This window comes from Phaeobacter sp. JH20_37 (genome assembly GCF_048056015.1).
Lineage (GTDB): Bacteria > Pseudomonadota > Alphaproteobacteria > Rhodobacterales > Rhodobacteraceae > Phaeobacter > Phaeobacter bryozoorum.
Genome location: NZ_JAYMWW010000013.1, coordinates 1,176,200 through 1,195,003, shown reverse-complemented (window position 1 = coordinate 1,195,003; position 18,804 = coordinate 1,176,200). Strand labels below are relative to the sequence as shown.

At 63.3% G+C, this 18,804-nt stretch carries 16 protein-coding genes; 9 read left to right on the top strand and 7 right to left on the bottom strand.

Annotated features, from left to right (window positions below; genetic code table 11):
* Positions 1 to 110: 110 nt before the first annotated feature.
* From glyS to glmM, 6 genes are all read left to right on the top strand, one after another.
* Complete coding sequence (gene glyS, locus VWZ87_RS10585) at positions 111 to 2,339, top strand: glycine--tRNA ligase subunit beta (RefSeq protein ID WP_416535783.1); 2,229 nt, start codon at positions 111 to 113, stop codon at positions 2,337 to 2,339.
* Positions 2,340 to 2,533: 194 nt separating this feature from the next.
* On the top strand, positions 2,534 to 5,113 hold the full coding sequence (locus VWZ87_RS10580) for a putative PEP-binding protein (protein WP_416535784.1): 2,580 nt from the start codon (positions 2,534 to 2,536) through the stop codon (positions 5,111 to 5,113).
* Between the two features lie 135 nt (positions 5,114 to 5,248).
* Positions 5,249 to 5,932 carry a cell wall hydrolase gene (locus VWZ87_RS10575; protein ID WP_340546285.1) on the top strand — a complete coding sequence of 228 codons (684 nt, stop codon included), beginning with the start codon at positions 5,249 to 5,251 and terminating at the stop codon, positions 5,930 to 5,932.
* Positions 5,933 to 6,082: 150 nt separating this feature from the next.
* Positions 6,083 to 7,003: a dihydroneopterin aldolase gene (locus tag VWZ87_RS10570; RefSeq protein ID WP_340544682.1), complete on the top strand. Its 921-nt coding sequence runs from the start codon at positions 6,083 to 6,085 to the stop codon at positions 7,001 to 7,003.
* Entirely contained in the window at positions 7,000 to 7,995 is a 996-nt protein-coding gene (gene folP / locus VWZ87_RS10565) for a dihydropteroate synthase (RefSeq protein ID WP_340544684.1), read from the top strand. The genes VWZ87_RS10570 and folP overlap by 4 nt, the downstream gene beginning before the upstream one ends.
* Before the next feature lie 21 nt (positions 7,996 to 8,016).
* Positions 8,017 to 9,363, top strand: a complete 1,347-nt coding sequence (gene glmM, locus VWZ87_RS10560; protein ID WP_416535785.1) for a phosphoglucosamine mutase — start codon at positions 8,017 to 8,019, stop codon at positions 9,361 to 9,363.
* Between the two features lie 117 nt (positions 9,364 to 9,480).
* Here glmM and VWZ87_RS10555 read toward each other — a convergent pair whose 3' ends face one another.
* The 3 genes from VWZ87_RS10555 to ilvC all read right to left on the bottom strand — a co-directional run bounded on the left by VWZ87_RS10555 (position 9,481) and on the right by ilvC (position 12,512).
* A complete protein-coding gene (locus VWZ87_RS10555; protein ID WP_416535786.1) occupies positions 9,481 to 10,398 on the bottom strand; it encodes a DMT family transporter in 918 nt (305 codons plus the stop codon).
* A gap of 93 nt (positions 10,399 to 10,491) precedes the next feature.
* Positions 10,492 to 11,400 (bottom strand): DMT family transporter, encoded by a 909-nt coding sequence (locus VWZ87_RS10550; RefSeq protein WP_416535787.1) that lies wholly within the window; start codon positions 11,398 to 11,400, stop codon positions 10,492 to 10,494.
* Between the two features lie 89 nt (positions 11,401 to 11,489).
* A complete protein-coding gene (gene ilvC / locus VWZ87_RS10545; RefSeq protein ID WP_340544688.1) occupies positions 11,490 to 12,512 on the bottom strand; it encodes a ketol-acid reductoisomerase in 1,023 nt (340 codons plus the stop codon).
* 132 nt (positions 12,513 to 12,644) lie between these two features.
* Here ilvC and VWZ87_RS10540 point away from each other — a divergent pair, with 132 nt between their 5' ends.
* Together VWZ87_RS10540 and VWZ87_RS10535 are read left to right on the top strand one after the other, a co-directional pair.
* Positions 12,645 to 13,100: an Lrp/AsnC family transcriptional regulator gene (locus VWZ87_RS10540; RefSeq protein ID WP_340544689.1), complete on the top strand. Its 456-nt coding sequence runs from the start codon at positions 12,645 to 12,647 to the stop codon at positions 13,098 to 13,100.
* Positions 13,097 to 13,555: an Lrp/AsnC family transcriptional regulator gene (locus tag VWZ87_RS10535; protein ID WP_340544690.1), complete on the top strand. Its 459-nt coding sequence runs from the start codon at positions 13,097 to 13,099 to the stop codon at positions 13,553 to 13,555. Before VWZ87_RS10540 ends, VWZ87_RS10535 begins: the two co-directional genes overlap by 4 nt.
* Before the next feature lie 88 nt (positions 13,556 to 13,643).
* Here VWZ87_RS10535 and VWZ87_RS10530 read toward each other — a convergent pair whose 3' ends face one another.
* The 3 genes from VWZ87_RS10530 to VWZ87_RS10520 all read right to left on the bottom strand — a co-directional run bounded on the left by VWZ87_RS10530 (position 13,644) and on the right by VWZ87_RS10520 (position 16,017).
* Positions 13,644 to 14,840, bottom strand: coding sequence for a UbiH/UbiF family hydroxylase (locus tag VWZ87_RS10530; RefSeq protein WP_416535788.1), 1,197 nt, complete (start codon positions 14,838 to 14,840; stop codon positions 13,644 to 13,646).
* 111 nt (positions 14,841 to 14,951) lie between these two features.
* Positions 14,952 to 15,275, bottom strand: a complete 324-nt coding sequence (locus VWZ87_RS10525; RefSeq protein ID WP_416535789.1) for a hypothetical protein — start codon at positions 15,273 to 15,275, stop codon at positions 14,952 to 14,954.
* Positions 15,276 to 15,375: 100 nt separating this feature from the next.
* Positions 15,376 to 16,017 (bottom strand): pyrimidine 5'-nucleotidase, encoded by a 642-nt coding sequence (locus VWZ87_RS10520; protein ID WP_416535790.1) that lies wholly within the window; start codon positions 16,015 to 16,017, stop codon positions 15,376 to 15,378.
* Between the two features lie 180 nt (positions 16,018 to 16,197).
* Between VWZ87_RS10520 and VWZ87_RS10515 the strand changes: the two genes are divergently transcribed.
* Positions 16,198 to 16,851, top strand: coding sequence for a GntR family transcriptional regulator (locus tag VWZ87_RS10515; protein WP_340544695.1), 654 nt, complete (start codon positions 16,198 to 16,200; stop codon positions 16,849 to 16,851).
* Here VWZ87_RS10515 and VWZ87_RS10510 read toward each other — a convergent pair.
* Positions 16,848 to 18,800 (bottom strand): glycosyltransferase, encoded by a 1,953-nt coding sequence (locus VWZ87_RS10510; protein WP_416535791.1) that lies wholly within the window; start codon positions 18,798 to 18,800, stop codon positions 16,848 to 16,850. The two genes, VWZ87_RS10515 and VWZ87_RS10510, sit on opposite strands and share 4 nt — an antisense overlap.
* Between the last annotated feature and the right edge of the window lie 4 nt (positions 18,801 to 18,804).

Here is an 18,804-nt window from a genome sequence, read left to right as displayed (position 1 = left end):
CAGCGCAATAGCGCCACCCCGCGGGACGGCGCAGCCCTTCGTTCAGAAGCGGCTCCGTTCCGTCAACACGTATTTTCCGCGCCGCGCGCGGCCATCCGTAAGGACATCTGATGCCTGATCTTCTGATTGAACTGTTTTCCGAGGAAATTCCGGCCCGTATGCAGGCGCGTGCGGCGGAGGATCTGAAAAAGCGCGTGACCGATGGTCTGGTCGAAGCGGGGCTGACCTATGCCGGTGCCCATGCGCTATCGACGCCGCGCCGTCTGACGCTGGCGCTTGAGGGGCTGCTGGAGCACTCCCCGACAGTGCGCGAGGAGCGCAAGGGGCCGAAAGTGGGCGCGCCGGACAAGGCCATCGAAGGCTTCCTGCGCGGTGCGGGCCTCACACGCGAGCAGCTGGAAGAGCGCGACACCCCGAAGGGCGCAGTCTATTTTGCGCTGATCGAAAAGCCGGGGCGCCCGGCGGCAGAGATCATTGCAGAGGTGCTGGAAGACACCATCCGCAATTTCCCTTGGCCGAAATCCATGCGCTGGGGATCGGGCGCCCTGCGCTGGGTGCGCCCGCTGCATTCGATCCTCTGTCTCCTGTCCAAGGAGGATGGCGCCGAGGTTGTGCCGCTGGAGATCGACGGGATTGCATCGGGCAAGACCACATTTGGCCACCGTTTCATGGCGCCGGATCAGATCACCGTATCCAGCTTTGACGATTATGCCGCCAAGCTGAAGCGGGCGCATGTGGTGCTGGATCCGGCCGAGCGGGAAGCGGCCATCTGGCAGGAGGCCACCAATCAGGCCTTTGCCAGCGGGTTGGAGGTTGTCGAGGACAAGGGTCTTCTGGCCGAGGTCGCTGGTCTGGTGGAATGGCCGGTGGTGCTGATGGGGGCCATCGACGATGAATTCCTGGCGCTGCCGCCGGAGGTCTTGCAGACCTCGATGAAGGAACATCAGAAGTTTTTCTCGGTGCGCAATCCGAAGACCGGGCGGATCGAGAAATTCATCACCGTCGCCAACCGTGAGACCGCCGACAATGGCGCGACCATCCTGGCGGGCAACCAAAAAGTTCTGTCGGCACGGCTGGCGGATGCGAAGTTCTTCTGGGAGAATGATCTGCGCACGGTGACCGAGCAGGGGTTTGAGCCCTGGGTTGCGAAGCTGGGCAATGTGACCTTCCACAACAAGCTGGGCACGCAGGCGGCGCGGATTGACCGTATTGCCGCGCTGGCCCGCGAGATCGCGCCGGTTGTCGGCGCCGATGCCGATCTGGCAGAGCAGGCCGCACGGGTGGCAAAGGCTGATCTGAGTTCCGAAATGGTCTATGAGTTCCCGGAATTGCAGGGCCTGATGGGGCGCTACTACGCGGAGGCGGCTGGCCTGCCGCAAGAGGTGGCCAATGCCTGCGAGGCGCATTATTCGCCGCTTGGCCCGTCGGATGATGTGCCTTCCGAGCCGGTCTCGGTTGCCGTGGCGCTGGCCGATAAACTGGACACGCTGACCGGGTTCTGGGCGATTGATGAAAAACCCACCGGCTCCAAAGACCCCTTTGCCCTGCGCCGTGCTGCGCTGGGGGTGATCCGGCTGGTGCTGGACAATGATGTGCGGATGCGGCTGGACGGGGCAATTGATGCCCATCTATTGCGCCATGAAATGGCCCAGAACGGTGGTGACCCGGTTGCAACGGGGCTGATGCAGGACATGCTGAACGAGATCGCCGATCACGGTGTCTTTGGTTCTGCTGTGCGCACGGTGCTGGATGCCTTTGACGGGGATCTGCCCAAACATATCGAGCGGCTGAAGACGCAGCTGCCGGATGTGTCGCGTGACCTCCTCTCCTTCTTCCACGACCGGCTCAAGGTGTTCCTGCGTGATCAGGGCATCCGTCATGACGTGATCGACGCCTGCATCGCGATGGAGGCCAACGATGACCTCACGCTGCTGGTGAAACGCGCCCGTGCGCTGGAGGAGTTCATGGCCTCCGAGGATGGCGAGAACCTGTTGCAGGGCTTCAAACGGGCCAACAATATCCTGGCGCAGGCCGAGGAGAAGGATGGCGTAGAATATTCCTACGGCGCGGATAAGAAATTCGCCGAGGATGACAGCGAAGTGGCCCTGTTCGATGCGCTTGCGCAGAGCGAGGGGGCGATCTCTTCGGCCATCGAGGCCGAAGATTTCTCGGCTGCCATGGGCAGCATGGCCGCATTGCGCGCCCCGGTGGATGCGTTTTTTGAAGCGGTGCAGGTCAATTCCGACAATGAGGTGGTGCGCCGCAACCGCCTGAACCTGCTGAGCCAGATCCGCAAGGTCTGCGGGCAGGTCGCCGATCTGACCCGGATCGAGGGCTGAGCCCCCCGCAAGGCCGCGATCTGACCGCGCAGTCCGGGCAGTCCGGGCAGGCAAAACAACGAGAAACCGGGGTGATCGCAGGGTCGTCCCGGTTTTCTCCTTTTGGTCCACGTGCTTTTCCTTGCGGGAATGGACGACAGGGCTATGCTGCATAGCAAAGGAAAGGCGCCGCAGTGCAGAAAAATGATCGAGACATGGCTCGTGCCCCACAGGATGAGACGCCGGATTTTGTGCTGATCACGCCGGTGGCACCCATTGCCAATCACACCCATGGCGGGCGGGCGAAATGCCTGCAACGTCTGGTGCGGCTGGATCTGCCGGTGCCGCGCACCGTGGCGCTGTCGTTTCAGGCGGTGCACGGGATCGCCCAGGGCGAGATGCCCGATATGGCGGCGATTGTTGACGCCTTTCCGTCGGATGCGCTGCTCTGTGTGCGCCCGTCGTCACAGGATCCCGATTGGGGCGGCCCCGGTGCGATCCTCAACATCGGCATGAATGATGCGCGCTATGTCGACCTTTGCGACAGTCTTGGGCGCGACGGGGCGGCGGCCTTGTATCTGCGGTTTGTGCAGTCTTATGCGGTGCATGTGGCGCGGCTGGACCCGGATGTCTTTGACGATGTGGAGGACGGTGGGCCGGATGCGCTGAGCGAGGTTCTGCACGCCTATGAGGCGGAGACCGATGAGCCGTTTCCACAGGATCCGGCGGAGCAGCTGGCGGCGGTGTTGCGGTCGATGGCGCGGGCCTGGGAAGGCACCTCGGCCCGACTGTTGCGGCAGGCCAAGGGCGCGCCTGCGGATGCCGGGCTGGGTCTGGTGGTGCAGGAGATGGTGCCGGGCTTTGGTCAGGGCGAATGCGGTTCGGGTGTGTTGCAGCTGGTCAATACCAAGACCGGTGAGCCGCAGATCACCGGGCGGTACCTGAGCCAGAGCCAGGGGCGCGATGCGCTGGGGGCGGGGGCCGAGGCGCTGTATCTGGAGCGTGACCCGCGCGGGCCATCGCTGGAGGAATCGGCGCCCGAGGCCTTTGCCGATCTGAAATCCCATGCCCGGCTGATGCGACAGCGTCTGCGCGAAGAGATGCAGGTGGAATTCGTGATCGTGAGCGGCGCGGTGCATATCCTGGACGGGGTGCGGGTCACCCGGTCGGCACAGGCGGCGGTGCGGATCGCGGTGGCGCTGGCCGAGGATGGCATTATCCCGCGGCAGGAAGCGGTGATGCGGGTCGACGCGCATATTCTGACCGAGCTGCTGCACCGGCAGGTGGCGCCGGGGGCGACCCGTGATGTGATCGGAAAGGGCATTGCCGCCAGCCCCGGTGCCGCCACCGGGCGGCTGGTGTTTACCGCTGCGGAGGCGCAGGCCAGTGCGGCGCGCGGTGAGCCCTGCATTCTGGTGCGGCGCGAAACCTCGCCCGAGGATGTGCGGGGTATGCACGCGGCGGTCGGGGTGCTGACGGAGCGCGGCGGGATCACCAGCCATGCGGCGGTGATCGGTCGCGGTCTCGGGCTGCCATGTATCGTCGGGGCCTCTAACCTGAAGTTCCACAGTCGGCGCAAGCAGCTGGTGGCCCAGGGCGACCGGGTGTTCAGCCGTGGCGATATCATCACCATCGACGGCAGCAGTGGCGAGGTGCTGGCGGGCGAGCCGGAGATGCTGGAGGCGGCGGAGGACGGCGCCTTTCAGACCCTTCTCACCTGGGCCGATGAGGTGCGCGATATCGACATCCGCGCCAATGCCGACACGCCGGAGGATGCCGAGACCGCGCGCAAGTTCAACGCGCAGGGGATCGGCCTGTGCCGGACCGAGCATATGTTCTTTGATCCCGGCCGGTTGACGGTGATGCGGGAGATGATCTTTGCCGAGACCTCGGAGGGGCGGGCTGCGGTGCTGGCGCGGTTGCTGCCGATGCAGCGGGAGGATTTCTTTGCGCTGTTTCGCATCATGGAAGGGCTGCCGGTCTGTATCCGGCTGTTCGACCCGCCGCTGCATGAATTCCTGCCGACCTCCAAAACCGGGCAGCGGGAGCTTTCGGAAGCCTTGGGCATCCCGGTGAGCGATGTGACCCGCCGGGTCGAGGAAATGGAGGAATACAACCCCATGCTGGGCCTGCGCGGCGTGCGGCTGGGGGTGACGGTGCCGGAAATCTACGACATGCAGGCACGGGCGATTTTCGAGGCCACTCTGGATGCCTCCAAGGAGGGCGATCCGGTGGTGCCGGAGATCATGATCCCGCTGGTCTCGGCCAAACGTGAGGTGGAGCTGGTGAAGGCGCGCATTGATGCCGTCGCGCTGGCGGTGAAGGCCGAGCGTGGCGAGGATTTCACCTATCGTCTGGGGGTCATGGTGGAGACCCCGCGTGCGGCCCTGCGCGCGGGTGAGATTTCGCCGCATACCTCGTTCCTCAGCTTCGGGACCAACGACCTTACCCAGATGACCTATGGCATGTCGCGGGACGATGCGGGGCGGTTTATGTCGGCCTATGTCAATCAGGGCGTCTTTCCAGAGGATCCGTTCCATGTGCTGGATACAGACGGGGTCGGCGAGCTGCTGAAACTGGGGGTTCAGCGGGGCCGTGCAGAGAACCCGCAGATCACGCTGTCGATCTGTGGCGAGCATGGCGGCAACCCCGAATCGATTGCGTTCTGTCGCGAGGCCGGGTTCGATTACGTCTCCTGTTCCCCGTTTCGGGTGCCCGTTGCACGGCTTGCTGCGGCGCAATTGGCGATTTCCAGCCAAACCGGAGATTCACCACGCGAATCTCTAAAATCGTAAAGAAAACAAGGGGCTTTCGCAGGGGCAGCAGAAAGCAGCGGATTGGCGCTTAACCAAGGGGCAGCGGGGTGCGCTGTCCCGTCGCTGGACGTTTGGAGGGATTTCCACTAGGAGGTGCGATCGCGTGACGTTGGGATGGCCGTGCGCGATCTGTCTAGTGGGGATGCCCTTATGAAGATTCTGACTGTAGCTGCCGTGTTTGCTGCCGCCTTGGCAGCGGCCAAAGATGTATATGCGGATTCCGGTTTGGACGCGCTGTTCGAACGTGAGCAATCCACCCTGAACGCCGTGCCGACCGGGCGTTTGAACAATTTCTTCAACTTCAACCGCTCGGCCAAGAAGGCCAAGGCGACCGAAGTGAAATTCACCAAGGCATGGCTGGACACCATTCCGGCCGCCAAGGGGGGCGAGAATTTTGCCTGCCTCGCCGAAGCGCTGTATTTCGAGGCGCGCGGTGAAACCGTGAAGGGCCAGTTCGCCGTCGCCGAGGTGATTATGAACCGCGTGAAATCCTCGCAGTTCCCTGACAGCCTGTGCGGCGTGATCAACCAGGGGACCGGGCGCAAGTATCAGTGCCAGTTCACCTACACCTGCGACGGCCATAAGGAAGTGATCCGCGAGAAAACCGCATTTGAGCGGGTCTCCAAAGTGGCCCGTCTGGTGATGGATGGGGCGATCACCGGGATCACCGATGGCGCTACCTATTACCATACCACAGCGGTGCGTCCGCGCTGGAGCAAGAGCTTCACCAAGACCGCGCGGATCGGCGTCCATCTCTTTTACCGCGATGATCGTTTCCGGACTGCGCTCAACAACTAAGGCGTGTCAGGGGCGGGTGCTTGCCGTGGTTGAAACCCTAGCAGCGCCGTTTTCGGCCACTGGTATGGCGCATGAAGGCCTGTTATGCGGGCGCGGCATGTTTATGCTGGAACCTCACCGCCAGATAGCCAGTTCAGGGGCTCGACCGTCATGTCTTCAGAAATTCGTCTCGCATTTGCGCATCCTTCCGAACGGTCGGAGGCCACTGCAGCGCGCGGACCGCTGGATCGGATTTCGCTCAGGGATCACATCGTCGAGGTGGAAATCGGCGCCTTTCAGGCAGAACGCGGAACCACCCAGCGTATCTGCTTCAATGTGGTTGTTGAAGTTGCGCCGCTGCCTGCGGATCTGGATGATGATGTCGATCGCATCCTGTCGTATGACCGGGTGACAGAGGCGATTGCGCGTGAGCTGTCCGAAGAACGTCTGAACCTGCTGGAAACCCTGGCGGAGCGCGTGGCCGAGCGGATCCTGCTGGAACCGCAGGCCGTGCGGGCCTTTGTGCGGATTGAGAAACTGGATCGCGGGCCGGGGGCGCTGGGTGTGGAAATCGTGCGCGCCCGCAATCAGGTCGCGACCGGTGTCGACAGTGAAGAGCGCCCGCATCCGCGGCTGATGTATTTGTCCAACCGTGCCATCGACAGTGACCACCTGACCGGCTGGATCGACCAGATGCAGTGCCGCAAGCGTCCGTTGATCCTCTGTGTTGGGGCGCATGAGCTGGCCACGCCGCAGACCGGTCACAAATGGACCCAGCGCCGGATTGATCTGCTGGCGATTGAACAGAACGCCTGGCGGCTCGCGGCAAAGGATGATCGCTGTGTCGTCGTTTCAACGAGAACGGAGCTGGACTGGGCCATGAAAAACGGGCAGATTTGCGTCTGGGCTCCGTCAAAAATCGTTTTGGATGCGGTAGATGGCCCTTCGGCGGCGCCCTCTGACGCGGTGGCGCTGGCTGCTTGGTTCGCCGCCACATTCGAGGCCGGCGAGATGATCGTGATTGGCGCCGCACTGCCTGGCAATCCGGGGGTGCCGCTGCGCGCCGTGGATGTGGAGCAGACCCAACTGTGAGTTATTACCGACCGCTGGTACAACATGGGGACAATCGCCCCGAGGGGGCGTTGTCGCTGATCAGTGGCGGGCTCTGGTTTACCCAGGTGGAAGTGCTGGAGCGCGGCGCGCCACCGCGGCTGATGCCTGCCGGTCTGCTGCCCGAGGATGTGCGCCACCGGCTGACGGCGCGGCGGGCAACGATTGCCGGGCTGGATATGACGCAGCCGCAGATCATGGGCATCCTGAATGTGACCCCTGACAGTTTCTCCGATGGCGGGCAGCATGATGAGGTCAGCGCCGCCTGTGCGGCGGCTTTGCAGATGGTTGCCGATGGGGCAAGCATCATCGACGTTGGCGGAGAATCCACCCGCCCCGGTGCCGCGCTGGTCCCCGAAGATGAGGAGATCCGCCGCACCGCTCCGGTGATTGAAGCGATCCGCGCCCGTTCGCAGGTGCCGATCTCCATTGATACGCGCAAGGCGGTCGTTCTGGCCGAGGCGCTGGATGCCGGAGCGAGCCTGACCAACGACGTGTCGGGATTTACCTTTGATCCGGCTCTGGCACCCTTGACTGCGCAGGCCGGGGTTCCTGCTTGTATCATGCACGCCCAGGGCGACCCGGCGACGATGCAGGACGATCCGACCTATGAGAACGTCCTGCTGGATGTCTATGATTTCCTGAAGGGGCAGATCGACCGGCTGGAAGATATCGGGGTGGTGCGGGAACAGATCGTGGTTGATCCGGGCATCGGGTTTGGCAAGACGCTGGACCACAATCTGACCCTGTTGCGCAATCTCAGCCTGTTCCATGGGCTGGGCTGTCCAATCCTGCTGGGGGTGTCGCGCAAGGGCTTTATCGGCAAGCTGGGCCATGAGCCGGATGCTGCCGCCCGCGCGCCGGGCTCTATCGCGGTAGGGCTTGCAGCCCTGGCCCAAGGCGTGCAATTCCTGCGGGTGCATGATGTTGCCGAGACGGCGCAGGCGGTTCGCCTGTGGCAGGCCGTCCGATAAGACCCGACCGAAAGGGCTGATATGCGCAAGTTTTTTGGCACGGATGGCGTGCGTGGCACGGCCAATATCCATCCTATGACAGCGGACATGGCGCTGCGCATTGGCGCGGCTGTCGGCCGGTATTTCCGCCGCGACGCCTCCGGGGTGCACCGTGTGGTGATTGGCAAGGACACCCGCCTGTCGGGCTACATGTTCGAAAGCGCGCTGACCGCGGGGCTGACGTCGACCGGTATGAATGTGCTGCTGCTTGGCCCGGTGCCGACACCGGCGGTGGGGCTGATGACGCGCTCGATGCGCGCCGATCTTGGCGTGATGATCTCGGCCAGCCACAATCCGGCGGCGGACAATGGGATCAAGTTCTTTGGACCGGATGGTTTCAAACTGTCCGATACCGTCGAAATGGAACTGGAAGCTTTGATCGAGGCCGGTGTCGAACCCGCGCAGGCGCAGAATATCGGGCGTGCGAAACGGATTGATGACGCACGGTTCCGCTACGGTGAGCGGGTCAAAAGCTCGCTGCCCCGCGATATCCGGCTGGACGGGCTGAAGGTGGTGATTGATTGCGCCAATGGGGCTGCCCACCGGGCTGCGCCGGAAATCCTGTGGGAGCTGGGCGCCGATGTGATACCGGTGGGTGTTTCACCCGATGGCACCAATATCAACCGCGATTGTGGCTCTACTCATCCGGGGACCGCGGCAGAGACCGTTGTGGCCCATGGCGCCCATGTGGGGATCTGTCTTGACGGGGATGCCGACAGGGTGATCCTGATCGACGAGACCGGAAAAGTGGCGGATGGCGATCAGCTGATGGCGCTGCTGGCGACCCGCTGGGCCGAGGATGACCTGCTGTCCGGCAAGGCTCTGGTGGCGACGGTGATGTCCAATCTGGGGCTTGAGCGGCACCTCGACGCGCGCGGGATCGGGCTTGAGCGGACGGCAGTTGGTGATCGCTATGTCGTGGAACGGATGCGCGAAGGCGGCTTCAACCTCGGCGGCGAGCAGTCCGGCCATATTGTCATGTCGGATTACGCGACCACCGGGGACGGGCTGATGGCAGGGCTGCATTTTCTTGCGGAGATGATCCGCTCCGACAGCCCGGCGTCGCAGCTGGCGCAGCAGTTCACCCCGGTGCCGCAGCTGCTGAAGAATGTCCGATTTGCCGCCGGGCAGACACCGCTGGAAACAGATCAGGTGCAGAGCGCGATCCAGAGCGCCGAAGCCTCTCTTGCGGGGCAGGGACGTCTGCTGATCCGCAAGTCAGGCACCGAACCGCTGGTTAGGGTCATGGCCGAATGCGAAGATGCTGCCGTGCTGAGAGAGGCAGTGAATAGCGTGGTTGCTGCGGTTGAGGCGGCTGTAGCTGAATAGTCCGGTCGTCGGACATGCCCTGTGACAGGGCATGTGACATTACAGGGCATGTGACAGGCCGATGGACAGCTGAGATGGACCCGCTACCCGTGACCGGGTGGCGGGTTTTGCCTTGTCTCAGGGCCGCAGCTTGCGCGGGGAGCCAAACAATCGCCGCAACGCACCGAACTGGCTGATGCCCAGACCGCCGAGGATCAGGGCCATCGCCAGCAGCATGGAGGGCGGAAGTTCCTCGCCCAGAAATATGGCCCCCAGAACCACCGCCCAGACCGGAACCTGATAGTTGGTCAGTGTCATGAAGGTGGGGCCTGCTTCACGAACGACAATGACCCGCAGCAGATTGGCAGCGGCGGTGGGGATCAGGCCCAGAACCGCTGCAATGCCCAGGATTTGCATGTCCGGGATCACCGGTGGTCCCTCCAGCAGCCAGGCCGCAGGCAGGGTCACGGCAGAACCGATGATGAGCAGGATGGCGGCCAGCCCCAGCGGATCCACTGGCGGCAGGCGCCGGGTCAGGATGGAGCTGACCGAATAGCAGGCGGCGGCGGACAGGCAGGCGGCCCGGCCATAGCCCTCCAATGCGGTGCCGGTGCTCTGAAACGCCTTGCTGCCGATCAGGACCGCGACCCCGACAAAGCCGATGGAAAACCCGATCAGGCGGCGCAGGGTCATCTGCTCTCCCGGCACAAAGACATGCGCCAAGGGCAGCACCATCAGCGGAATCGCCGCCATGCTGACGCCGGTAAATCCAGAGGAGACATGCTGCTGGCCCCATGAAATCAGCATGAAGGGCAGCGCGGTGCTGAGGACGCCGATGATCACCAGCGATGGCCAGTTGGTCTCATCCTTGAACAGCCTGAACCCGCGCAGACCCCAGATCGCGGTCAGCAGCAAAGCTGCAAACCCGATGCGGCTGGCCGCGAGCCAGAACGGCGTCGTGCCCGTCAGGGCCAGCTTGATCAGCAGGAATGTCCCACCCCAGACAAAGCCCAGGGTGGCGATCATCAGCCAGTAGCGCGGAGCGATATCGGGCATCGCGATCTCCCTTTGTGGTGTCGCGCGACAAGACCCCGACGGAGTGGCCGGGTCAATCGCAATTGCTTTGTCCGCTATCGAACGATTTGCGGTTCAGGCCATGCGCGGGCGGCGGCTGCGGCTGAGGAGCAGGCCGCCGAGGATCAGCGCCAGCGCGGCAAACAGCTGCGGTGGCAGGGTTTCCCCCAGCAGCGCCGCACCAAAGATCACCGACCAGACCGGCACCTGATAGTTCACGGTGGACAGGAATGCCGGGCCTGCGCTGCGGGCGACCTGCACCAGCAGCACCTGGGCGAGCGCGGTGGGCAAGAGGCCGAGGTAGATCACGGCGCCCAGTGGCAGGGGGGCGGGCAGCTCTGGCAGCCCTTCGACCCAAAGCGCGGCCGGCACCATCATTGTTGCTCCGCACAGGAGGGTTGCTGCCGAGAGCGAGAGCATATTCACCTGTGGGCAGAGCCGGGTGATGATCGCACCGATCGCATAACAGAGCGAGGCCCCAAGGCAGGCGAGGCGGGCCAGCGATTCAAAATCCGTTCCGGCAGAGCGGAGGGCGTCGAGCCCGATCAGCACCACCACACCGGCAAAGCCGATCAGGAAGCTGATGCTGCGGCGCAGGGTCATATGCTCTCCCGGCACCAGAAAATGCGCCAGCGGCAGCACAAACAGCGGCACCACCGCCATGCAGACCCCGGCAAAGCCGCTGGCCACAAAAGTCTGCCCCCAGCTAAGCAGGGTGAAGGGCAGCGCATTGGTAAAGAGCCCCATGCCAGCCGCGCAGGCCCAGATGATGCGGCCGTCGCGGTTGCGCAGGGTGGGCAGGCCGATTCCCATGGCGTAGACAGCCGCCAGCAGACAGGCTGCACCGATGGAGATCCTGAGCGCGGCAATGGTCAGCGGCGCAAAGCCCCTGAGCGCCAGTGACACCGCCATGAAGGAGGCGCCCCAGATCACACCTAGGAACAACAGCTTGGCCCAATTGGCGGCACCGGGGGAGTCTGGCATCGGATCACCTCAGTGAAATAAATGAAAAAGGGCGCCCCAAACAGGAGCGCCCCGGAGAGCTAGGGTGTGCGAGCAGTCTCGCGGGCGCCTTAGTTCTTCTCTTTGTCGACCATCTTGCCTGCGGAAATCCAAGGCATCATGTCGCGCAGCTTGCCGCCGACCACTTCGATCTGGTGCTCGTCGTTGGCACGACGCGACGCTTTGATGGTGGGCTGGCCCACAGCGTTCTCCAGCATGAAGTCGCGCACGAATTTGCCCTGCTGGATGTCTGTCAGCACGTCTTTCATGGCTTTTTTGGTCTGCTCGTAGGGCAGGATGCGCGGGCCGGTGACATACTGGCCGTATTCCGCGGTGTTGGAGATCGAGTAATCCATGTTGGCAATGCCGCCTTCATAGATCAGGTCAACGATCAGCTTGGTTTCGTGCAGGCACTCGAAATAGGCCATCTCAGGTGCGTAACCGGCTTCGACCAGAGTTTCGAACCCGCAACGGATCAGCTCGACGATGCCGCCGCAGAGAACCGCCTGCTCGCCGAACAGGTCGGTTTCGCATTCTTCGCGGAAGTTGGTTTCGATGATGCCGGAGCGGCCGCCACCGATGGCGGAGCAATAGGACAGGCCGATTTCCAGCGCTTTGCCGGTGGCGTCGGTGTCAACAGCCACCAGGCAGGGCACGCCGCCACCTTTGGTGTATTCACCGCGCACGGTGTGGCCGGGGCCTTTGGGGGCCATCATGATGACGTCGACGCCTTCTTTCGGCTCGATCAGGCCGAAGTGCACGTTCAGGCCATGGGCAAACGCGATCGCGGCACCCGGACGGATGTTGTCGTGGACGTATTTCTTGTAGGTTTCTGCCTGCAGTTCGTCGGGCATGGTGAACATGATCACGTCACACCAGGCCGCCGCTTCTGCGATACCCATCACCTGCAGGCCTTCGCCTTCGGCTTTCTTCGCGGAGGGGGAGCCTTCGCGCAGGGCGACGACAAGGTTCTTGGCGCCGCTGTCGCGCAGGTTCAGCGCGTGGGCGTGGCCCTGAGAGCCATAGCCCAGGATGGCCACTTTCTTGTCCTTGATCAGGTTAACGTCGCAATCGCGGTCATAGTATACACGCATGATCATCGTCCTTTTGGTTCGTGTTTGGATGCACCATAGGCATGTTTTCAATAAAGGAGAGGCGTATCTGGCGCGAAAATCTGCAAATTATTGCAATGGTCATTCGTGTACTATGCAATTATGATGAAAATCATGCTTGATGACTTGGACCGACGCATACTTCGCCATCTTCAGGCGGATCCAGAACAATCGCTGCCTGATCTGGGGGATCGCCTTGGCCTCACCGCCTCGCGCCTGTCGCGGCGGCTGGAGAAGCTGCGCGAGACCGGCGTGATCCTTGGGCAGCGGGCGGTGATCGACTGGCGTGCGCTTGGCTATGAGGTGGAGGTTTCGCTGCGGATCACGCTGGACAAGACCAATCCCCGCGCCTTTGATGAATTCATCCCCGCCGCGCGTGAGATCCCGGAGGTGCTGGAAATCCAGACCTTCCTCGGCCAGGTCGATGTACGGCTCTCGGTGATTGCGCGGGACATGGCACATTATCAGGGGATTTACCGCAGCCAGATCCTGATCCTGCCGCATATCACCGACATCGAGGCGCTGATGCATGTGGCACGCATCAAATCGGACGAGGCACTGCCGATATGATGGCGCTGGATGACATCGACCACGCGCTGCTGCGCGCATTGGGACGGGATGCCACGCAATCGGCCGGCGCCTTGGGGCGCGAACTGGGGCTGAGCCAGCCCGCAACCTGGCGCCGCATCCGCCGCCTGCAGGAGACGGGGATCATCCGGGGCCGCAAGCTGGATCTTGATGCCGGCAAGCTGGGCTTTGGTGTGACGGTCTTTCTGGGGCTCAAACTGGCCACCAAGGGGCGCGTCTCGCTTGAGGATTTCGAACGTGCGGTGACTGCCATCCCGGAGGTGCAGACGGTCGAACATGTGCTGGGCATGTATGACTATCGCCTGCGGGTGACGGCGCGCGACATTGCTGATTTTGAACGCGTGCTGCGCCGCCGGATCATGACCCTGCCGGGGGTGGGCAATGTGGATGCCAACGTGCTCTTGAGCGAAGAACGCCGGCCCGGCCCGCTCGGCTAGACGGCGCCGTCGCCCGGATGCGACAGCCCTGTCATCTTTCCCCAAATACTCTCGCCGAAGGCACCGGTCCCCGTAGGGGGCCGGATCCCTATTTTACCCCAAGCCCCATCTGCATCAGGGTCTTGCGTACGGGGGCCATGGAATAGAGCGCATTCAGGCCAAACGCGCGCAAATCGCGCAGCGGGCGAGGCGACAGCATCGAGGTCCGGTTCAATAGGTCGATCCCCTTCACCCGCATCAGAATGTCGCCATGGCGGACCTTGTGATAGCTCTCGAGCATCCTGGCGTCGCCCAGGGCCTCGGGCCGGGTCTGTGCCAGATCCAGCAGCACCCGCAGATCTCCCAGCGACATATTCAGGCCCTGGGCGCCGATTGGTGGCACCACATGGGCGGCTTCGGCCATCAGGGCAAGGCGTTCGCCCGACATGCGGGCGGCAGACTGGCTGATGATCGGCCAGATGCTGCGGCGTGAGGCCAGCCGCAGCTCTCCCAGCACACCGCAGCTGCGCCGGTTCATCTCGATTTCGAACGGGGCCTGATCCATCCGCTGCAATGCCTCGGCTCTTGGGCCGCGTTCCATCCAGACAATCGCGGAGGAGGGTCGACCGTCGTGATCGGGCAGCGGCACCAGAGTGAAGGGGCCGCCGGAGCGGTGAATTTCGGTCGAGATATTCTGATGGGGCAGGTCGTGGGTCACGGCGAAGGCCAGCGCCTTCTGTCCGTAACGGGTGGTCCGCACAGGGATGCCCGCTGCTCGCCGCATCGGGCTGTCGCGCCCGTCACAGGCGAGCACAAGACGGGCCGTGACCCGGGTGCCATCGCTCAGGGTGACCTGGGCGGAGTCCGTGCGCGTGAACAGGCCGGTGGTGCCCAGACCCGCACGGAAATCCACCGTCTCCAGATCGTCCAGACGCGCCAAAAGTTCCCGGCGCAGGAGCCAGTTGGGCAGGTTCCAGCCAAAGGGCTGATCGGAGATATCGGCGGATTTGAAATCCTTGGTGACACGGGCCACCGGCTCTGCCCCGCCAGCGTCGATGATCCGCATGATGTCCAGCGGCGCGGCGTGGGCGTCGAGCCGGGTCCAGATCCCGGCGTCCTGCAACAGCGCCTTTGCCGGTTGCAGGATCGCGGTGGTTCGCAGATCGGCACCTGCCTCGTCGCGCAGTGTTACGGGCGCAGTCGGGTCGACGCAGATCACCCGGAACCCGGCGGCGCCAAAAGTTGCGGCGGCGGTGAGCCCGGCGATACCGCCACCCGAAATCAGAATGTCACAGCTGTCAGTCATCAGACCTGCCTTTCATCACTGGTCCTGAGATAGGCCGCTGGCAGCTGGAATGACAAGCGACATACTGTCCTTATGCCGGGCCTTTTTCGGGGTTCAATTGGCGCCGCGCCCCTAGCCACGGGTGATCATCACCAAGACGACAAACATGATGCCGGTCTTGGCGACCGCAGGGAGGAACAGCGCGGGCAGGCCCCAGATCGCAACAGCGAGGCCCCAGAGCAGAACATAAAGGAGGATAGCCAGAAGCGCCTTTGTGGCGCCACTGTTATGGCTGTCGGCAGGCACGGGAGCCGCCGCCGGGGCTGCGGTCACAGTGGTGCGGTGCTGGCTGTGGTCGAACGTCAGGTCATTCATCGGGCGGGCATCCTTGGCTGTGGCGGAGAGCGCAGCCTGATGGCGGAAGGGCCGGGCCTGCGCGGAAAAGATACCTGCCATATAGAGGTTATCAGTCCCGGAAAAAGTCGGGTGCGGCGGCGCGCCACGGGGGTGCGACAGGATGCGCAGGCCGGTGCCACCTTACGCTGTCCGCAGGCGGCTACAGCAGCCCGAGAAACCCGGTCAGATCATCCGTGTGGTGGTGAATATGCGCGCCGGTCGCCGCGGTTGGTGCCACATGCACAGTACACATCCCCAGATCATGCGGCGCCTGCAGATTGCGCGGATCGTCCTCGAACATCGCAGCCTTTGTCGGGTTGATCTTTGCCTTGGCAAAGATGATGTCAAAGGCCTGACGTTCGGGTTTGGGGCGGTAATTGGCATGTTCGACCCCGTAGATCTCGTCAAAGCAGCCCTCAAGACCCCGCGCCGCCAGCACCCGCTCGGCATAGGGGGCGGTGCCATTGGTATAGATGATCCGCTTGCCCGGCAGATCCCGGATCCGTTCGGCCAGCAGGCTGTCCGGCTCCAGATGATCGAAATTGATGTCGTGGACCTCGATCAGGAACGGGTCCGGGTCCAGATCGTGATGGGCCATCAGCCCGGCAAGGGTGGTGCCATGTTCGCGCCAGTAGTCATCTCGCAGCTTATTGGCCATCTGCTGGTCGACGCCAAGCGCCGTCATGACGTAGTCCGTCATCTTGACCTCGATCTGATCGAACAGCCGGGCGGAGGGGTGATAGAGGGTGTTGTCGAGATCGAACACCCAATGGCGGACGTGAGAAAAAGATTGCGATACCATGGCCTGTGACCTAGGTCGCCCGCCGCATGATTGCAACTGTCGCCATGCGCCGGTGCACTACATCGCCGTGGCGTCTTCGGGTCGATCCGAGGGGCTGATTTTAACTGCGTGGTCGGGGCGGGGTTGATTGCACAGCGGCCGGACCTGTAGACATCGGGGGTCAACAACCCAAGGATCGACATGAACCTGACCCGTAGCACCAGCCAGACCGACGCTTACGCGCTGATCCTTGAAGCCATTGATGTCGGGGTTTACCGGCCCGGAGACCGTCTGGTCGAGAGCGACCTTGCCGAACGGTTCGGTGTCTCGCGCACGCCCATCCGCGAGGCGTTGCAGCGGCTGGAGACCCAATCGCTGCTGGAGCGCGATGGCCGGTCGCTGATTGTTGCCTCGCTGGATCACAACCAGATGGCGGAGCTATATGTGGTGCGGCGCGAACTGGAAGGGCTGGCGGCCAGCCTTGCGGCGCGGCACGCTACCGAGGAGGAGGTCCGGGTACTGCAGGAGATGGTCGCCTCTGACGATGCCTTTGTAGACAATCCGACGGAGCTTGCGAAGGCCAACCGCCGGTTTCACGAGCAGATCCATCTGGCGTCACATAACCGGTATCTGGTGCAGCAGCTGAACCTGGTCCACCGCACGATGGCGCTGATGGCGACCACCTCGCTGGCGGCGGAGGGGCGGGGCCGGATTGCGCAGGCCGAACATAAGACCATCGTGAACGCGATCGAGCGTCGCGATGAAGAGGCGGCGGGGCGGGCGCTGAAGGACCATATTTCTGTCGCCTTCATGACCCGGCTGAAACAGGACGCGGGCGATCGCAGCAAGGGCTAGGTGCCACCGGTCGGGAGCCTCGGGGCGAGCGGCTTGCGAGCCTTCGCGGGTTGGCCGTGCGCGGTCTTGTCCCAGAAGAACGGTTTGAAAATCAGCTCGTAGAGCGCCTTGTATACGGCAATCACACCCAGCGGAAAATAGAGCATCATGCTGGGCGCCCAGAGCGCCAGCGATCGCCGACCGCTGGCAAAGGCCGCCGTAACGGCGATGATGATGCCAAGGAGTTCAAAGAAAACCAGGGCGGCAGCGGCCAGATAGGGCGCGCCTGCGGGCAGCAGCGGGGCGCTGGGATGGCCAAGGCCGAGGGTGATCAGCCAGAAGGTCCAGAGGCAGGGCGCCAGCAGGAACTGGCCAACGGTGCCGAGGAAGAAGGCCTGAAGGCCGAGGAACTGGCGCCAGCCCAATTGCCGCGCCAGTACGGCGGGGCGGCGCATATGCACCAGATAGGTGACCATGAACCCCTTCAGCCAGCGCGAGCGTTGCTTGATCCAGGGCCATGCGCGGCAGTTGGCCTCCTCATAGGTGGTGGTGGGCAGCATTTCCGTGCGATAGCCAAGGCGGCTGAGGCGGACGCCAAGATCGGCATCCTCGGTCACGTTATGGGCGTCCCAGCCGCCCAGCTGTTCCAGAACGTTACGGCGGATAAACAGCGTGGTGCCACCCAGCGGAACCACCAGCCCAAGGCGGGCGATGCCCGGCAGTACGATGCGGAACCAGCTGGCGTATTCGAGGGTGAAACAGCGCGAGATCCAGTTCTGATCCGGGTTGTAGTAGTCGAGCGCGCCTTGCAGGCAGGCCAGATCGTTATCGCCCTGCGCAAAGGCACGTGCGACCTGTTCCAACTGGTCGGGATCCGGGGCATCTTCGGCATCCCAAACACCGATAATTTCCCCCCGGCAGTAGTTCAGCGCGTAGTTCATCGCCCGTGGCTTGGTGGTCAGGCCGCCGTGGGCGGGTACTTCGATCACGCGGAACCAATCGGGTAAATCGGCGCAATGGATGGCGTTGCGGGTGACCTCGTCGTCTTCTTCGAGGACCAGAAGCACTTCGAGCAGGCTGCGCGGGTAGGTGAGTTTGCACAGACGTCGCAGGAGGGCGCGGCCGATTTCGGCCTCTTTGTAGAGCGGGACAAGGATCGACATGCGCGGCAGGCGCCGTCCCGTGGCCGCCAGCTGTAGAGAGCCTGCGCTGGGCGGCTGCTTTGACAGAGGCTGCGTGCTCTCGTGCGGACGTCGCCGCCGCCGGTCCTGCAAATGGGATACGAAACCTGCACATTTCAGCAGAATGAACAGCAAGAGCGTAAAGAGCGCCAACCCGCAGAGCAGGGTAAAAACCAGCCTTGGCCGGGTCGCGGTCAGGCCAAGGCCGGCGAGTCCCGTCAGCAGCGGCAGGCCTAGCCAGTTCGGCTGGCGCAAAGTGCGGCAGCTATAGCGCAGCGGTACAGAGGCGCTGGCGTCGCGGGCAAGATCCTCGCGGAAATGACTGCTGAGCAGTTCGGTGATCTGCGCTTCGCTTGCGATCACCGGCCGCACATCGCCAAAGCTTTCTGCAAGGTCGCGCTGCACCTCGGCAAAGGCGGCTGGATGCGCTATCGCGACGATCACGGTCTGCCCCAGTTGCATGTATGGCAGCGCACAGCGACGCAGCCAGAACCGGGCGGGTTTGCGCGCGAGCAGACGCGCCTGGGGGCGATGCCCGCCCAGATCAACCCGTGGCATCCCGTGCTGGGACGACAGCGCATCCAGAACCTGCTCCTGACTGGCCCACCCTTCGGAAACAAGGATCTGATCAATCGGAGCGCGCTGATGCTGACGCAGAACCAGCGCCCGCATCAGGTGATCCTTGCTGACGGCGTGATCTTCCACCAGCCGCCGTTCAAAGGAGGTCTGGCGTTCGCGCCGAATGAGGGGTCGTGCCGCCTCTAGGAATTTGAGGTTGTGTTCAACCATGACA

Excerpts from the sequence above, each read along its gene's own strand:
- glyS (WP_416535783.1), top strand. The coding sequence starts at position 111 with ATGCCTGATCTTCTGATTGAACTGTTTTCCGAGGAAATTCCGGCCCGT.
- VWZ87_RS10580 (WP_416535784.1), top strand. The coding sequence starts at position 2,534 with ATGGCTCGTGCCCCACAGGATGAGACGCCGGATTTTGTGCTGATCACG.
- VWZ87_RS10575 (WP_340546285.1), top strand. The coding sequence starts at position 5,249 with ATGGCCGTGCGCGATCTGTCTAGTGGGGATGCCCTTATGAAGATTCTG.
- VWZ87_RS10570 (WP_340544682.1), top strand. The coding sequence starts at position 6,083 with ATGTCTTCAGAAATTCGTCTCGCATTTGCGCATCCTTCCGAACGGTCG.
- glmM (WP_416535785.1), top strand. The coding sequence starts at position 8,017 with ATGCGCAAGTTTTTTGGCACGGATGGCGTGCGTGGCACGGCCAATATC.
- VWZ87_RS10555 (WP_416535786.1), bottom strand. The coding sequence starts at position 10,398 with ATGCCCGATATCGCTCCGCGCTACTGGCTGATGATCGCCACCCTGGGC.
- VWZ87_RS10550 (WP_416535787.1), bottom strand. The coding sequence starts at position 11,400 with ATGCCAGACTCCCCCGGTGCCGCCAATTGGGCCAAGCTGTTGTTCCTA.
- ilvC (WP_340544688.1), bottom strand. The coding sequence starts at position 12,512 with ATGCGTGTATACTATGACCGCGATTGCGACGTTAACCTGATCAAGGAC.
- VWZ87_RS10540 (WP_340544689.1), top strand. The coding sequence starts at position 12,645 with ATGCTTGATGACTTGGACCGACGCATACTTCGCCATCTTCAGGCGGAT.
- VWZ87_RS10535 (WP_340544690.1), top strand. The coding sequence starts at position 13,097 with ATGATGGCGCTGGATGACATCGACCACGCGCTGCTGCGCGCATTGGGA.
- VWZ87_RS10530 (WP_416535788.1), bottom strand. The coding sequence starts at position 14,840 with ATGACTGACAGCTGTGACATTCTGATTTCGGGTGGCGGTATCGCCGGG.
- VWZ87_RS10525 (WP_416535789.1), bottom strand. The coding sequence starts at position 15,275 with ATGGCAGGTATCTTTTCCGCGCAGGCCCGGCCCTTCCGCCATCAGGCT.
- VWZ87_RS10520 (WP_416535790.1), bottom strand. The coding sequence starts at position 16,017 with ATGGTATCGCAATCTTTTTCTCACGTCCGCCATTGGGTGTTCGATCTC.
- VWZ87_RS10515 (WP_340544695.1), top strand. The coding sequence starts at position 16,198 with ATGAACCTGACCCGTAGCACCAGCCAGACCGACGCTTACGCGCTGATC.
- VWZ87_RS10510 (WP_416535791.1), bottom strand. The coding sequence starts at position 18,800 with ATGGTTGAACACAACCTCAAATTCCTAGAGGCGGCACGACCCCTCATT.